Below are 15,980 nucleotides of genomic sequence, written 5' to 3'. Positions count from 1 at the left end.
GCGGGAAGGGCGGACCAACCGACGCAGCTTCCCGCATTCCTCTACCGAAGGTCCCGCGTATGCCCCGCCCTGTTCGTGGCGCCCTGATCCAGGCCACTACCTGCGAGCCCACCACGTCGCCTACCGCCAAGATCAAGCAGGCGATGATCGACAAGCACGTGGCGATGATCGAAGAGGCCGCTAGCAAGGGCGCCCAGGTCTGCTGCCTGCAGGAGATCTTCTACGGGCCCTACTTCTGCGCCGAGCAAGAGACCAAGTGGTACGAGCTGACCGAGCGGATCCCGGACGGGCCGACCACCAAGCTGATGTGCGACTTGGCCAAGAAGCACAAGATGGTGATGGTCGTCCCGATGTACGAGGAGGACCTGACCGGGGTCTACTACAACACGGCCGCGGTGATCGACGCCACGGGTGAGTACCTCGGCAAGTTCCGCAAGATCCACATCCCGCACTGCCAGCCCGGCTTCTGGGAGAAGTTCTATTTCCGCCCGGGCAACCTTGGTTATCCCGTGTTCGACACCGCCGTGGGCAAGGTGGGCGTCTACATCTGCTACGACCGCCACTTCCCCGACGGCGCCCGTTGCCTGGGCCTGAACGGCGCCGAGATCGTGTTCAACCCGTCGGCCACGGTGGCGGGGCTCAGCGAGTACCTGTGGAAGCTCGAGCAGCCGGCCCACGCGGTCGCCAACCAGTACTTTGTCGGCGCGATCAACCGGCCGGGCTGGGAGGAGCCGTGGCGGATCGGCGAGTTCTACGGCCAGAGTTACTTCGTCGACCCCCGCGGGCAGTTCATCGCCCAGAGCGACAAACGCGACGAGGACGACATCGTCATCGCCGACATGGACCTCGACCTGATCCGCGAGGTGCGGAACACCTGGCAGTTCTTCCGCGACCGCCGGCCAGAGACTTACGGGGCGATCACGGAATTGTAACACCCCCCGCGCTAAACACTTAGGTGGCGTCTGCCTTTGCAATCTTTAGCCAGTTTTATTCGAGGCGTCATGTGGCGAAGGAAACAGATCTCTAGTGTCCCTGAGACTGTCCCACAGCATCTTCGCGACCTGTTCACCATAATGGTCGCTCAAGACATTGAACCGCCTCCTTCACCGTGGAGCCTGGTTTTCCAGTCATGCATAGGCGGGCTAACGGAAATCGGTTTCACAGAAGATTCGCGGCATCTGCTAGTAGTGTCATCGCAAGGGCGCGGTGTGTTCGACGCAAACTCTGGGGAACGGATCGCACGCGACATATCAGACGACGGATATCGATACGACACTGGCACTCTAGTGGCTGAAGGCTTTGGCCCAATCGGATCGGCGGATGTTTCAATCTCTGGATTGCACGGAGGGGGGCTTCCGACAACCACGAGCGATGGTTGGTGGCTCAGCGATTTTGTACTGCAATGGCCCGAACACACACTGATGCTTACTGAGGGCCGGTCGAGTCCGTACTCTCTGGGAACGAGGCGATGGAAGATCGGTGTTGAACGCGAACTTCGAGCCGCGGGGTTTTCACCTAATGGGCTATCGCTAGCAATAGCGACCAGCGGCGATCTTTTTCTGTGGAGCCGGGAACGCGTGAATTAAGCCGAAGGAAGTGATGGACCATAGTAGCGTCATTTACGGCCTCGACGATCGGCCGCCCCTTGGGCGGGCGGTGGTGCTGGGGCTGCAGCATGTGCTGACGATGTTTGGCTCGACCGTAGCGGTGCCGCTGCTGCTGGCCCCACAGATGGGGATGTCTCCGACCGACACGGCGCTGCTGATCTCGTCGGTGATGTTATGCAGCGGCGTCGCGACGCTGCTGCAGTCGACACTTGGGTCGCGGCTACCGATCATCCAGGGCGTCAGCTTCTCGTTTCTGGCCGCCTTCACGACCGTAATCATCCCAACCGTGCTGGCCCCGGCGTCCGAGGGTGGCTTCGCCGGCGACGGTGGGCTCTGCATGCAGTACATCGCCGGGGCCGTGATCCTGGGCGCGCTGGTCGAGGCGGCCATCGGCTTCTCGGGTTTGATGGGGCAGGTCCGCAAGATTCTCTCGCCGGTGGTGGTCGGTCCGGTGATCATGCTGATCGGCCTGGCGCTGTATCAGGCCGGCGCCCCGGTCGCCGCGAGCCACTGGCCGACTAGCCTGCTGACGATGGCCATGATCATCGGGTTCTCACTAGTCGCCGCCCGGCACAGCTTGGTGTTCCGCCTGTTCCCAATGCTGCTGGCGATCCTGGCGGCGGTTGGCCTGTGTGGGCTGCTTACCGCCACCGGCGTCTACGGCGAAGGGCACCCCGCTCGGGTCAGTATTGACGCGGTCAACAACGCCGAATGGGTGCGAACCACAAGCGTCATTCTCCCGTGGGGAATCCCCCGATTCAGCGGCGCATTTATCGTGGCTGTGCTGGCCGGGTACCTGGCGAGCATGATCGAATCGTTCGGCGACTACCACGCCTGCAGCCACATGGCAGGCGGGGGCGACCCCACCCCTAGGCAGATCTCCCGCGGCATTGGTTTCGAGGGAGTCGCGTGTGCGTTGACGGGCGTGTTGGGTGGTTTTAGCTCGACCAGCTACTCAGAGAACGTCGGGCTAGTCGGATTGACCAAGGTCGGGAGCCGCTACGTCGTTCAGGTCGCCGGCGGGATGCTCGTGCTCTTGGGATTGTTCGGAAAGTTTGGCGCGGTCGCGGCCGCCATTCCCCAGCCGGTGGTAGGCGGCCTGTACTGCGTCATGTTTGGGCTGATCAGCGCGGTTGGCGTGAGGCAGTTTGCGAAGGCCGACCTCGACAGCGACCGTAATCTATTAATTGGCGGTTTTGCTGTGTTCATGGGGCTGAGCGTGCCCGCCTATTTCGGCAGCGACGCCGGTTCCGCGATGCTGGCCGAACTACCGCAGGGCGTCGCCGCGGTGGTGGGCGCGATTGGTAGGACCGGCATGGCCGTGGCGGCAATCCTTGGCATCGCACTCGACAACCTGATCCCCGGCACCAAGGAAGAACGCGGCCTGCACGACCCGGGGGTCTTGGTGCCGGAGGCGGGCGATGTTGGCGAAGGGGAGTGATTGTTTTTACCACTAAGGACACAAAGAACACTAAGCACTATTCCCAGGGTTACCTAGCTTGCGACCTCTTTCGTGCTCTTCGTGTACTTTGTGGTTAGTTGACTAGGATGTGCCGTATGTCTACCGACGCGAAGCTTCAACTCCCCGTGATCGACCACACCCCGGCGCCGTACGACGGTCCGTCGCGTGAGGAGGTCATTGCGATGCGCAAGCAGTACGTTTCACCGGGCGTGATCACGTACTACAAAGAGCCCCTGATGGTGGTCGAGGGGAAGATGCAGTACGTGTGGGACGAAAAGGGTAAACGCTACCTCGACGCGTTCGCCGGCATCGTCACCGTGAGCGTAGGACACTGCCACCCCAAAGTAATGGAGAAGGTCAACGAACAGAATGGCAAACTGCAGCACACTACGACTATCTACCTGCATCCAGCGATCGCCCGGTTCGCCGAGAAGCTGGCGAGCAAGATGCCCGACGGGCTGACGCGGTCTTACTTCACGAACAGCGGCAGCGAGGCGAACGAGATTGCCATCCTCAGCGCCCGCGAGCACACCGGCAACACCGAGGTGATCGCGCTGCGCAACGGCTACCACGGCGGCACCGCCACCGCGATGGGTCTCACCGCCCACGGCACCTGGAAGTTCAAGCAGAACAACGCGCCGGGCGTGCACCACACGCACGCCGGCTACTGCTACCGCTGCCCGTACGGGCTGGAGTACCCGTCGTGCGACCTGAAGTGCGCGCGGGACGTCGAGGAGGTGATCCGCTACCAGACGCCAGGCGAGGTGGCGTGCTTCATCGGTGAGCCGATCCAGGGCGTCGGCGGCACGGTCACGCCGCCGAAGGAGTACTTTCAGATTGTCTACGAGATCGTACGGAGGTCCGGCGGCATCTGCATCGCCGATGAGGTGCAGGGGGGCTTCGGCCGCACCGGCAAGCACTACTGGGCCCACCAGAACTACGATGTCGTGCCGGACGGCATTACGATGGCGAAGGGCATCGGAAACGGCGCCCCGCTGGGCGGCTTCACCACCACCGAGGCGATCAGCCAGGTGATGACCAACCGGATCCACTTCAACACCTTCGGCGGCAACCCAGTCAGCATGACCCAGGGCCTGGCCACACTCGAGGTGATCGACGAGGACGGCATCCAGCAGAACGCCCTCGAGGTCGGCGGGCGGCTTATGGAAGGCTTACTTGCCCTGCAGGACAAGCACCCGCTGATCGGCGAGGTCCGCGGCATGGGCCTGATGCTCGGCGTCGAACTGGTCCGCGACCGGCAGTCGAGAGAGCCCGCCAACACCGAGGCGGCCGAGGTGATGGAGCAGATGAAGCACCGCGGTGTGCTGATCGGAAAAGGCGGCTTGTACGGCAACACCCTGCGGATCAAGCCGCCGATGTGCCTCACGGCGGACGACGCCGACTACCTGGCAGCGGCCCTGGACGAGGTGCTCGAAAACCTGAGAATCAAATAACCACAAAATCATAAGGGACACGAAGCGCTTGACGCGACACCTTCGTGTCTTCGATTCTTTGTGGTTAACAAACTCTTTGAGGTAGCGATGGCAACCTTAGCGACCACAGTCAACGGGCTCAAGCTCCCTAACCCGTTCGTTATTGCCTCGGGCCCTCCAGGCACGAACGGCAAGGTAATCGGCCGCGCGTTAGACGAGGGGTGGGGCGCCGTGATCTGCAAGACGGTCAGCCTCGACGCGTCGAAGGTGGTCAACGTACAGCCGCGCTACGGCCGCCTGCGGAGCCGCCACACACAGGCGGACGGGTCTAATGAGATCTACGGCTGGGAGAACATCGAGCTGATCAGCGATCGGCCATTCGAGGCCTGGATCGACGAGTTCAAGGCGCTCAAGGACTCGCACCCTGAGGGGGTGCTGATCTGCTCGGCCATGGAGGAGTACAACAAGGACGCCTGGCAGGAGATCATCGGTCGCTGCGAGGAGGCGGGCGTTGACTCGTTCGAGCTCAACTTTAGCTGCCCCCACGGCCTGCCGGAGCGGAAGATGGGCGCCGCGATGGGCGAGGACCCCGAGATCCTCGAAGAGGTCTGCGGTTGGGTGATGGAAGTCGCCAAGAAGCCGGTGTGGGCCAAGATGACACCCAACGTCACCCACATCGAGGACCCTACGCGGGCGAGTCTCCGCGCCGGGTGCGACGGCGTCTCGGCGATCAACACGATCCGCAGCGTAATCGGCGTCGACCTCGAGACCCTGCGGCCCGAGCCGACGGTCGAGGGCTACACCACGCCGGGCGGCTACAGCTGCCAGGCGGTCAAGCCGATCGCCCTGCGGATGTGTATGGAGATCGCCACCGTGCTCCGCGACGAGTTCCCAGACCGCACGCTCAGCGGCATGGGCGGCGTCGAGACCGGCGAGGACGCCGCGCAGTTCATCCTGCTCGGCTCGCACACGGTGCAGGTCTGCACCGGCGTGATGAAGTCCGGCTACGGCGTCGTGGCGCCGATGAAGGAGCAGCTGCTGGCCTTCATGGAGAAGCACAAGTTCGACTCGCTCAACGATTTCCGGGGGCACTCGCTGCAGTACTTCACCACCCACGCGGACTTGGTCAGACGGCAAACCGAAGCGCGCGCCGCTAAGAAGGCCGAGCACGAAAAGAAGAAGATGGTCAAGGCCGACACCGAGTGGGACGGCGACGACTTCGTCGACCAGAGCGACGCCCTGGCCCGCGGCTAGGCCGCTGTAGGCGGAGTACGGCGTAGCGGACAGGCGAGGCGGCCGGCCCTGTCGGCGGCGGTGTTGTGAACGCGTCTCAATAAGACAGCCGGTGCATGGACGATCGGCCGGTTGCCCGCCAGAATAGCGACCGTGCCTAACTCGTCCCCGTCTGCTGCCGCCTCCGCCGCCCCTGTCATCGAACCGCTCGGTGACGCTGCGCTGGTGGTGCAGCTCGACCCCGACGCGACCGACTCGCGGCAACGCGTGACCGCCCTCGCTGATCGGCTGCGGGCCAACCCGCTGCCCGGCGTGACGGATGTTACGCAGGCGTTCACTGCGCTTGGAATATTCTTCGACCCGGACGCCATCCCCTGCGGCTCCGGGGGGCGGCGGCACGAGACCGTGGCCGCGTGGGTGCGCAGCAGCCTAGCGATGGCGACGCAAGCCGCCGCAGTCCTGCCGGTTGTGCACACGCTGCCGGTTTGTTTTGACGAGGCTTTTGCGCCCGACCTGCCGCTCGTAGCACAGCACGCCGGGTGCGGCGTGGACGAGGTCGTGCAGCTCTACTGCGACGCGGATTACAGAGTCGGTGCGGTCGGCTTTGCGCCGGGCTTTGCCTATCTGGAGGGCTTGCCCCAGGGGTTGCGTGTGCCGCGTCGCGCACGGCCAAGGACCCGCGTGCCCGCGGGCGCGGTGGCGATCGGCGGCCCGTACACCGCGGTGTACCCTAACGCGTCACCGGGCGGCTGGAACCTGATTGGCCGGTGCCCACAGAAGCTGTTTGATCCCTACGCCGACCCACCTGGCCTGCTGCAGGCCGGCGACCGGGTGCGGTTTGAGCCTATCGACCGTGGTCAGCTAGCCGCCACCGAGCAGGGCCGAGAGGAGCGTCCACTTCATCGCGAGGGCAGGGCGGTGTTGAGGGTCGCTTCGCCAGGCGTGCAGAGCAGTCTGCAATCGCTGGGCCGAGCCGGTGTGCGGCAATGGGGCGTCGCGGCAGGGGGGGCGATGGACACAGCGTCGCTGCGGCTTGCCAACGAGCTGGTCGGCAACGCGCCGGATGCGGTCGCTATCGAGTCGACGCTCGTGGGCCCGGTTGTTGAGTGTCTGCACGATGTAGTGCTGGGACTCGCCGGTGGCGTGACCGAGGCCCTCGGCGGCGCTCGGCGTGTTAGGCTCCGAGCGGGCGAGCAGTTGGACCTGCGCGGGCTCACCGGTGCGCGGGCCTACGTGGCGGCGCCCGGCGGTTTTGCCGCGGAGTGTGTGCTCGGCAGCGCGGACACCGATCTGCAGGGTGGGTTCGGCGGCCATCGCGGTCGGGCGTTGGCGGCGGGGGACCAGCTTGCCTGTCTGGGCGAGCTGACCGACTCTGGCGACCCGACCGGGTGGTTCGTCCCCGCGTCCCCCCGGGCTGCCGCCACGCTGCGGATCGTCCGCCACGGCGGCATTGGGGCGGTCGGCGATCTCGCTTGGCGTCGCCTGCTGGGCGGAGAGTTTCGGGTCGCGTCGGAGTCGAATCGGATGGGCGTGCGGCTGCAGGGGAACCCCATTCCGGCCGACACTCCCGGGGCCAGCGAGTCGCGTCCCGTCGCTCCCGGCGCGGTGCAGATCCCCCCTGGGGGGGAGCCAATTATCCTGGCTGCCGATAGCCAAACCCTCGGCGGCTACCCCGTTGCGGGTTGTGTTGCGGCGGTCGACTTACCGATACTGGCACAGTTGCGGCCAGCCGAATCGCTGACGTTCCGCGAGGTGAGCCTGGCAGACGCCGAGCGTCTCTACGACCAGGTCGAGAGAGAGTTGCAAGCGGTGCACGCAGGCGTCAGAGAGGCCATCCGGAGAGCCTGATGCGATCGATCGATCTCAACGCCGACGTCGGAGAAGGGGCCGGCAACGACCACGAGCTGTTGGCCTACGTGACTTCCGCCAACATCGCCTGCGGTGCACACGCCGGCAACCTCGCGTCGATGCGGGCCGCGGCCTGCCGGGCGGTTGAGCTCGGCGTGACGATCGGCGCCCACCCGGGCCACGTCGACCGCGAGTTCTATGGGCGTAGGAACCTGCCAATCACTCCGCAGCAGGCGAGTGATCTGCTGCGGCGGCAGATCGACACGCTGGCGGAAATCGCCGAAGCCGCCGGCGGGTCGGTTGGCTACGTCAAGCCACACGGCGCGCTGTACCACCAGCTCGGAACGGACCCCGCGCTTGCCGAAGCGGCCGCGGCGATCGCCGGCGAGGGGCCGCGCCCGCTGGCGCTCTTGGGCGAGGCGGGCTCCTGCATGGAGTCGGCGGCCAGAGCCGCCGGCGTGCCCTTCTACGCCGAGGCGTTCGCCGATCGGGCCTACCATTCCTCGGGGCGGTTGGTCTCGCGCGACGAGCCGGGGGCGCTGCACGAGGACGAGGCCGAGGTCGTCCGTCAGGCGCTCCGCCTGGCGCTAGAAGGCGCGGTTTCTACGGTGGATGGGCCCGACGCCGCGGTCCGGTGCGACAGCATCTGCTTACACGGCGACACCCCATGGGCAGTCGGCTACGCCGCCGGCGTGCGGCTCACCCTCGAACGCCGGGGCGTCTGCCTGAGGTCGTTCGCCGTGGGCTGTTGATCGCTCTTGCCGCGTCGATGCTAGCGGCGGGAAGGCGAACGCGGAGTCGACGCCGGGGACCGACTGCGCAAACTTTGCCGGTTGTTCGACCCGCTCCGCGGATTCCCTCACGCCGCACGACCGGAACGTTCGCTAGGACCGGGCTCGCCGGCCGATACCGACCGTGAGACGCGGGGCGTCGGTTCGCCTCCTCGAGCGTGAGTCCTTCCAGGTGCATGGCGAGAATCCTCGATGACTAGCGACCGGAAACAGCGATGGTTGGCCTGCTGCGTTGCGGCGGTTGCATGCTCGGTCTTCGTGCCTGCGGCCAACGCCCAGGGGCTCATCATGCCCGGGGTTGGCACCGTCAACCGCGGCATGTCCGGCGTCGGCACGGCGTTGCCGGTTGACGCGGCGGGGGCCATCTTCCGCAACCCGGCCACGATGACCGGATTGCGGCGTTCGGAAGTGACGGTCGGCGCCGAGTTGCTGCTCCAGACCGAGACCCTCAGCTCCGCTTTCCCGGCTGCCGGTTCCGGTTCGACCGAAGCCGAAACCGGGGCCTCACTCATCCCGGCCGTCGGCCTCGTGGAACGCAACTGCTGCAGCCCGCTCACGCTCGGCTTCGGCATGTACGGCGTGGCCGGCTTCAAGGCGAATTACCCCTCGAGCCTCACGAACCCGGTGCTCGCGCCCCAGCCGAACGGACTGGGCCGCGTGTTCGCGGAGTTCCAGGTGTTCGAGGTCGCGCCCGCCGCCGCGCTGGAGGTGACGCCGAATCTGTCGGTCGGCTTCTCGCCGATTCTCGCGATGGGGACTCTTAACGCGGCGCCGTTGTTCCTGGCCCCGCCCGACGACGCCAACACCGATACCGCCTTCACCTACCGAGACGGCCTGGGCACACGCTACCACTACGGCGGCGCGTTCCAGCTCGGCGTGTACTACGACTCCCACTGCGACTGGACGGTCGGCGCGTCGTTGAAGTCGCCGACCTGGTTTGAGGATTTCCGGTTCAACACCACCGACGAGGTCGGTGCGCCCCGGCTGGACAAGCTCGATGTCGACCTGCCGATGGTCGCCTCCTTGGGCTTCGGCTACACCGGCATCAGGCACGTGGCCTGGGGGCTCGACCTGAGGTACTTCGACTACAAGAACACCAAGGGCTTCGGGACCGCCGGATACAACGCCTTTGGCGCGGCGACCGGTCTGGGCTGGGACAACGTGTTTTCGGTTTCGACCGCGGCTCAGATTCAGGCCACCGAGCGGCTGATCTTGCGGATGGGCTACCACTACCAGTCGAATCCGATCAGCGACTCGACCGCGTTCTTCAACGTCGGCTCGCCGCTGGTGATCGGCCACATTGTCTCGATCGGCGCCACGATGGACGTCTCGGCCAAGACCAGCTTCAACATCGCCTACCTGCACGGCTTCGAGGGCGAGGCTTCGGGACCGTGGACGCTGCCCACCTTCGGCGCGATACCGGGGTCTTCGGTGAAGAGCGAGGTCTCGGCGGACGCCCTGTCAGCCGGTTTTACCGTGCGTTACTAGGCGCGTTGGTAGGGCGGGCCACGGTGGGGCGCCCTCAGGCCTCCACCCCGCTCGGCACGAGGCGCGCCAGTTCCTCGAACAGCACCCGCGGGTCGATCGGCTTGGTCAGGCAGGCGTCCATCTGGGCCTGCTCGCACTTTTCACGAACGACGTGGAGTGCGTGGGCCGTCATCGCAACCACGGGCGTGTGCGCGCCGCGTTGCGCGTCCCGTTCGCGGATCTTGCGGGTGGCCTGCAGCCCGTCCATGACCGGCATTTCCAGGTCCATCAGCACGATATCAAAGTCCGCCGCGGCAAGTTCCTGCAGGGCCTCAGCGCCGTTGTCGGCGGTTGTGATCTTGTGCCCCTGCGTGGCAAGGAGGCCGGCGCCCACCTGCTGATTGACTTGGCTGTCGTCGACGAGCAGGATCTTCAGGGGCCGTGAATCGATTGATTCGTCTTCTGGCTCCGCTGCCTCGACGGCGGTCATCAGCCGCAGTGCCTGAATCGCCGACGCGATCAGATCGCCGTCGGCCAGTGGTTTGGTGATGCGAACCCCTTGCAGCTGGTGGTCCGGCGTGTCGACCCAGTCGACCGGCGTGAGCCAGAGGGTCTCCCAGTCGTGCTCGCGGCTGAGCGAAGGCCACCGGCCCGCGAGCTCAGGTCCCCAGTTTCCGCGATTCGAGAGGTCAACAACCGCAAGGCGCCGCTCGCCTGGAGCCGCGCCGGCGGCGGCCGCCAGGTCGGTCTCGGGGCCGACCTGGGACACCGAGGCTCCGTGCCGCTCGAGTGTGCGTGCGTAGAGGTCCGCGCCGCTCTGGCAGTCGCTGACCACCATCGCGTGCACGCCCTCTAGCCGCCGCTCGGGTTCTGCTGGTGGCGTGGCGGCGGCATCGGTCCGCAGCGGGATCTCGAAGAAGAAGGTAGAGCCCTGCCCGACCTCGCTCTCCAGCCAGATACGGCCGCCCATCAGGCCGACCAGCTCGGTCGAGATCGAGAGTCCGAGGCCGGTACCGCCGTACTTGCGGGTGGTCGAGCCATCGCTCTGCCGGAAGGCTTCGAAGATCTCGTTCTGTTTTTCCGCCGGAACCCCGGGGCCGGTGTCCCGGACCGAGAACCGCAGCACCCAGCCTCGGCCCAGCTTGGGCGCCGCCTCGGCTGAGACCACTACCTCGCCCTCGTCGGTGAATTTTACGGCGTTGCCTACTAGGTTGACGATGATCTGACGCAGGCGGTTGGGGTCGCCGAGGATTAGTTTGGGCGCCCGGGGGGCGACCTGGAAGAGCAGCTCGACCCCCTTCTTGCCGGCCGCGGCCGACATCAGTTTGACCGCATCTCTGACCACGGCGCGGAGGTCGAACTCGATCTCCTCGATCTCCATCTTGCCGGCCTCGATCTTTGAGAAGTCGAGCACGTCGTTGAGCAGCATCAGCAGCGCCTCGCCCGACTGCTTGACCGTCTGCAGGTAGGTCGAGAGTTGTGGGGTGAGCTCGCTCCGCAGCGCCAGTTCCGCCATGCCGAGGATGCCGTTCATCGGCGTGCGTATCTCGTGGCTCATCGTGGCGAGGAACTGGCTCTTCGCCTCGCTGGCGGCCTCGGCCGCCTGCATGGCCACCCGCAGCTGCTCTTCTTTCTCGCGGAGTTCGGTCGCGACCCGCAGGAGCTCTTGGTTGGACTCGGCCAGCTCGCGGGCCTTGCCTTCGGCGACCGCGGTGCGTTCGCTGACGCGGGCCTCGAGTGTGGCGTTCAGCTCTTGGAGCTGCTGGAAGCCCGCGGCGTTTTCCAGCGCGGCCCCGGCGATTGTGGCGATGAACTCCGCCAGCCTCAGCTCGTCCTCGCCGAACAGGTTGTCGAGGTCGCGGTGCGCGACAACCATGATGGCGGTGATCCTTCCCCGCACGAGGATCGGCGCCGCGAGGCAGGAACCGTGGTCGCTCTCGACGCCATCCGCCGAGAAGACCGGGGCTAGCTGGGGGCCCCAGCAGCTACCCTCGTCGATGAGGTCGCGGTAGTGCTCGATCTGGAGCGTCCGCACCTGCTCGGGCGAGCTGACGTGTGTTTGCACCTGGACCCTGCTGGCGTCGGCGTCCCAGACAACGCACTCCTGCCCACGCAGCAGACGCAGCGCCGCCCGCTGGGTCTGCTGGTAGATCGCCTCGGAGCCGAGGGACGACGCGATGCTGCGTCCGGACTCGAGAACCGTGTCAAAACGGTCGACCAGGGAGAGTGACTCGCGGCCCGTATCGGCCTCCGAGGCCTGGTCGCCGCGGGCGCGGAACGCCAGCAGGTCGAGCGTCCTCTGCGCCGACGCGAGTCGCGCCGACGCCTTGTCCCAGCCGAGCGGCTCGCCAATCTTGCCGTACGCCTGCAGGCAGAGTGCGAACTCGAATCGGGCGCGTTGCTTCTTGGCGATGTGCAGCGCCGCGTACAATTTGTGCTTGGCGCGGACCGGCCGTCCGAGCATCGCCGACGCGACCGCCGCCTCACGCAGCATCCGGGGGGCGTCGTTGCGGCAGGCCCACGACTGCAGCAGGCCCCGTCGAGCGTCGGCGAGCGTCTGCTTTAGCAGGCGCCTGAGCCGGTGGGCGTCGTAGGGGCTGCATCGCTCGGCCAGGCTGCGGGACGCGGTGGCGACCCACGCCAGCAGCGGCATGGTGTAGAAGTTCTTGACGCCCCTGCCATGAGTGCTGTGGAGGGCGTCGCGCATGATCGCGATTGCTTCTTCTTCACGCGCATCCCGCAGCAGCACCACCGCGTTGGCGAGCGTCACCTGCGCCGCGCCCTGCGGGTCGAATCGGTCGCGGTTGAATTCCTCCTCGATCAGGTCACGCGGCATGTCGCCGTTGGTGGACCGCGCCCAGATTTCAAGGTTGATCCCCGCGGCCTGCGTGTCGCCGGTGACCAGCCCCGACTGGCGGTTTAGCTTGGCCTGCTCGATCGCGTTGAAGAAGTCGCCTAGGTGGTAGTGCGACGCGGCGATCTGGTACCTGGCCAGGTGCATCTGCTGGTAGTCGCCCATCCGCTCCAGGAGCCGCACCGACTCCCGGCACTTCTCGATGCACTCCTGGAACCGCGACGCGCCGTACAGTACGATCCCCCAGTAGTGCAGCGTCTTGCCCTGTCCCCAGGCGTCCGACAACGCGGCGTAGGTGTCCAGCGCCTTCTGACAGTAGGTCTCGGCCCGGCCGGTGAGCGCGAACAGCGACATCCCGACGCCGTGGTTCGAGTAGGCGTCGGCAAGCTCGGCCGACGGCTGGTAGCGTTCCGCCCGGTTCATGCCGGCCAGGTGCGACCAGAACATCTTTGTCCGGCTCCGCCCGTACCAGCACGAGTGCGACAGTCCGCTCAGCAGCTGCAGACGGAGCCTCTCCGACGCGTCCGGCAGCCGCTGCTTGCGGTGCAGGAAGATCCTTGGGGCGAGCGTGTGCGCCAGCTGCACCAGCCCCTGCCAGGCCAGCAACAGGACGCACATCAGAGCGTGACGCGGCACGAAGTAGCCGAGCCGACGCAGGGCCGACTCGTACTCACTGGCCGCCAGCTCCATCTCGCCGCGCTTCAGGCTCAGCTCGGCGAGCTTGCCGCGGATCGACGCCTGCGAGTGCTTGCCGTTCGCCAGCGGCGTCGCCCTGGTGAAGCAGGCGAACGCCTCGTCGTACTTCCCCTTGAGCATGAGCACTTCGCCCAGCCCCTCGTTGATCCGACACTTGGTGACCCGGTCGTCGTCCGGCACGCCCCGCAGCGTGATCCGGTACTGATCCTCAGCGACATCCAGCGCGTACCGCTTGCGGGCGTGGACCGCCGCGGTCATGGCAAAGTGCAGGGCCGCGTGCGAGTCGCCACAAGCGTCGAAGTGGTGGGCTATTTCCGCGGTGCTGCTGCCCGGATGTCCGCACAACAGCACCGCCGCCTGGCGGTGGACGGTTCGGGCGGTTGTGTCGTCGAGCCGTTCGAGCGCGGCGGCGCGGACCTTGTCGTGGACGAAAACGCAGTGGGTGCGGTCGGGTCGAACCCACACAAGCCGCCGTTCCTTGGCCTCGTCGAGCGCCTCGACAAACGCCTCCGGCTCGACCCCCATTAGTCTCGCCGTGAGCGAGACGTCGAACTCCTTGCCGAGCACGGCGCCGATCGAGAGCAGGCGGATGGCGGGCTCGCTCATCAGGTCGACGCGTCGGCTCAGCAGCTTGGCCGCCTGGTCGGATGACTGGCAGTCGTCGAGCTTCTGGCGGTCGACCAGCCAGCCCTTGGAGCCGGCTACCAGGGCGCCGCTTTCATTCAGGCCTCGCAGCACGGCCGACGCCATGAAGGGGCTGCCCTCGGCGAGCCGGACGGTGAGTTCGAGAATCTCTTCGGGCAGCTCACCGGCCATCGACTCGGCCAGCTGACGGATCTCGGCTTCGTCGAGTGGATCGAGTTTGATCTGTCGCATCGCCGCGACGCGGCGGAGCGGGTGGTCGGGGGCCGCCTCCTCGGAGCGGAACGCGACCACGACCGTGACATAGCGTCCCCCTTCCGGCTGGGCCCGCGACCACTGCTGCAGCAGCTTCAGCGACATCGCGTCCGCCCACTGGCAGTCGTCCAAGAAGACCAGGGCAGGGCGTTCGGCGGCGCCGAGGGCGTCGAGCAGCGCTATCAGCGCCCGGACGGCGCGGGTCTCGCCGAATTCTTCGGGCGCCGACACGTGCTCGTGGTCGCCCAGCAGCGGTTCGAGGTTCGGCAGGACCGAGGTGAGCGTCGTGGACTCCCGCCGCAGGGACGACGTGAACTGGCTGGCCACCTCCGGCTGCCGCGACGCCAGACTCACGATGTCGGCGACGACGCCATTGAGCATCGTCAGGTTGCGGCGGCCGTTGTCGTTGGTCTCCTGCCCCGTGAGGACCCACACGGACTCTCGTCGGGCGATCTGCATGAGTTCGGAGTGCATCCGCGACTTGCCACCGCCCGACGGCGCCTCGAGCAGGACGGCCCCGCCGGCGCCACGTTTGGCGTCCTCGACCGCCTCGAGCAACGCCTGGAGCTCGCGTTGTCGCCCGACGAACGCCGGCTCGGCGATCCTGCACCGCTGTGCGGACGCGTCGATTTCGATCTGAGGCTCGGTGTCGCCTGCCCGCAACGCCGCCACCAACCTGTTCGCATCCGCCATGGCGGATGCGGCGGTCTGGTACCGATCGCGGGGGTCTTTCTTGAGGAGGTGCCCGAGGAAGGCCTCGAACGCCGACGGCGCGTCCTCGACTCCGAACGATTCCAGCGATGGAATCGGCGCCGTCACGTGCTCGAACAGGATCTGCCCGATATCCTCGGCTCTGAATGGGGGCACGCCGGCCACGGCGCGGAACAGCAAAATCCCAAGAGAGTAGAGGTCGGACCAAGGACCGGTGTCGTACTCAATGGCGCCCGCGGCTTCGGGAGAGCAGTACAGAGCGTGGAGCAGGGCCCGCGGATCTTCGCTGACGTTGCTGGTTGGTGGGGGCGCCCCGGCGCCGTGCAGGACGGCCGAGGCGGCTTCGCCGTCGACGAGCGTGACGCAGTGGGGATTCAGGTCGCCGTGGGTGATTTTATGCTCGTGCAGTGCGTCGAGCCCGTCGAGGATCCGGACCGCCAGCTCGAGCGTTTGCTCGACTCCCAGGCGGTGGCCAGCCAGGACGGCCTCGAGCGTGTCACCTTCGGTGTGAGAGAAGACCGCGACGCGGTAGTCGGCCCAGGCCTCCCACGCGACAAGCCCGGCGACGGCGTCCGATCGAACCCGCTTCAGGTAGATCGAGTCGCGGTCGAGCCGCATCCGTTTACCGTGCGAGATCTCCGAGTAGTCGAGCACGCTGACCAGGCGCCTGGCGCCGGAGACGCGTTCTGAGCCGACCAGCGTGCTGACTTCGGGCCACGAGTCGATTAACTTGAGGCTTGAGAACCGATTGGGGTACGCCTCGTGTGTGGCACGGATCGCTCGGTGGTCCTCCCCTGCGATGTACGCGCAGACGACCGGCGAGTCGTCGTGCGGATCGGGGGGCGAGGGCATGGCAGGGCGATGGTTGGAGGCAGGCTTGGAGGAATGGGCCATACAACATTATGTCGCTCCGCTGCGCGCTACGGCGATCAGTCTGCCACGGCGGCGGGCGTGGTGGAATTGAAACCGCCCGGGTTACGA

At 66.4% G+C, this 15,980-nt stretch carries 8 protein-coding genes; 7 read left to right on the top strand and 1 reads right to left on the bottom strand.

Going from position 1 to position 15,980, the window contains the following annotated elements; translation table 11 throughout:
* Positions 1–59 precede the first annotated feature (59 nt).
* The 7 genes from Pla123a_RS12680 (at position 60) to Pla123a_RS12645 (ending at position 9,862) form a co-directional block, all read left to right on the top strand.
* Entirely contained in the window at positions 60–932 is an 873-nt protein-coding gene (locus Pla123a_RS12680) for a nitrilase-related carbon-nitrogen hydrolase (RefSeq protein WP_146587464.1), read from the top strand.
* A gap of 667 nt (positions 933–1,599) precedes the next feature.
* The gene (locus Pla123a_RS12670; RefSeq protein ID WP_146587460.1) at positions 1,600–3,048 is read left to right on the top strand and encodes a uracil-xanthine permease family protein; all 1,449 of its coding nucleotides are present in this window, start codon (positions 1,600–1,602) and stop codon (positions 3,046–3,048) included.
* Between the two features lie 116 nt (positions 3,049–3,164).
* On the top strand, positions 3,165–4,523 hold the full coding sequence (locus Pla123a_RS12665) for an aspartate aminotransferase family protein (protein WP_197527919.1): 1,359 nt from the start codon (positions 3,165–3,167) through the stop codon (positions 4,521–4,523).
* 87 nt (positions 4,524–4,610) lie between these two features.
* A complete protein-coding gene (preA, locus tag Pla123a_RS12660; protein ID WP_146587455.1) occupies positions 4,611–5,756 on the top strand; it encodes an NAD-dependent dihydropyrimidine dehydrogenase subunit PreA in 1,146 nt (381 codons plus the stop codon).
* Between the two features lie 132 nt (positions 5,757–5,888).
* Positions 5,889–7,583, top strand: coding sequence for a 5-oxoprolinase subunit PxpB (gene pxpB, locus Pla123a_RS12655; RefSeq protein WP_146587453.1), 1,695 nt, complete (start codon positions 5,889–5,891; stop codon positions 7,581–7,583).
* Positions 7,583–8,335: a 5-oxoprolinase subunit PxpA gene (locus Pla123a_RS12650; RefSeq protein WP_231956419.1), complete on the top strand. Its 753-nt coding sequence runs from the start codon at positions 7,583–7,585 to the stop codon at positions 8,333–8,335. The genes pxpB and Pla123a_RS12650 overlap by 1 nt, the downstream gene beginning before the upstream one ends.
* A 231-nt stretch (positions 8,336–8,566) precedes the next feature.
* Positions 8,567–9,862, top strand: coding sequence for an OmpP1/FadL family transporter (locus Pla123a_RS12645; protein ID WP_146587451.1), 1,296 nt, complete (start codon positions 8,567–8,569; stop codon positions 9,860–9,862).
* 34 nt (positions 9,863–9,896) lie between these two features.
* On the opposite strand, the gene Pla123a_RS12640 is transcribed toward Pla123a_RS12645, so the two are convergent.
* Positions 9,897–15,851 carry an ATP-binding protein gene (locus Pla123a_RS12640; RefSeq protein ID WP_197527917.1) on the bottom strand — a complete coding sequence of 1,985 codons (5,955 nt, stop codon included), beginning with the start codon at positions 15,849–15,851 and terminating at the stop codon, positions 9,897–9,899.
* Between the last annotated feature and the right edge of the window lie 129 nt (positions 15,852–15,980).

Origin of the sequence: Posidoniimonas polymericola, from assembly GCF_007859935.1 — a bacterium.
Lineage (GTDB): Bacteria > Planctomycetota > Planctomycetia > Pirellulales > Lacipirellulaceae > Posidoniimonas > Posidoniimonas polymericola.
This window is presented reverse-complemented; position numbering and strand designations above follow the sequence as displayed.

What these genes read in the sequence shown, in the direction of transcription:
- Pla123a_RS12680 (WP_146587464.1), top strand. Translation starts at nt 60, where the DNA reads ATGCCCCGCCCTGTTCGTGGCGCCCTGATCCAGGCCACTACCTGCGAG.
- Pla123a_RS12670 (WP_146587460.1), top strand. Translation starts at nt 1,600, where the DNA reads ATGGACCATAGTAGCGTCATTTACGGCCTCGACGATCGGCCGCCCCTT.
- Pla123a_RS12665 (WP_197527919.1), top strand. Translation starts at nt 3,165, where the DNA reads ATGTCTACCGACGCGAAGCTTCAACTCCCCGTGATCGACCACACCCCG.
- preA (WP_146587455.1), top strand. Translation starts at nt 4,611, where the DNA reads ATGGCAACCTTAGCGACCACAGTCAACGGGCTCAAGCTCCCTAACCCG.
- Pla123a_RS12650 (WP_231956419.1), top strand. Translation starts at nt 7,583, where the DNA reads ATGCGATCGATCGATCTCAACGCCGACGTCGGAGAAGGGGCCGGCAAC.
- Pla123a_RS12645 (WP_146587451.1), top strand. Translation starts at nt 8,567, where the DNA reads ATGACTAGCGACCGGAAACAGCGATGGTTGGCCTGCTGCGTTGCGGCG.
- Pla123a_RS12640 (WP_197527917.1), bottom strand. Translation starts at nt 15,851, where the DNA reads ATGCCCTCGCCCCCCGATCCGCACGACGACTCGCCGGTCGTCTGCGCG.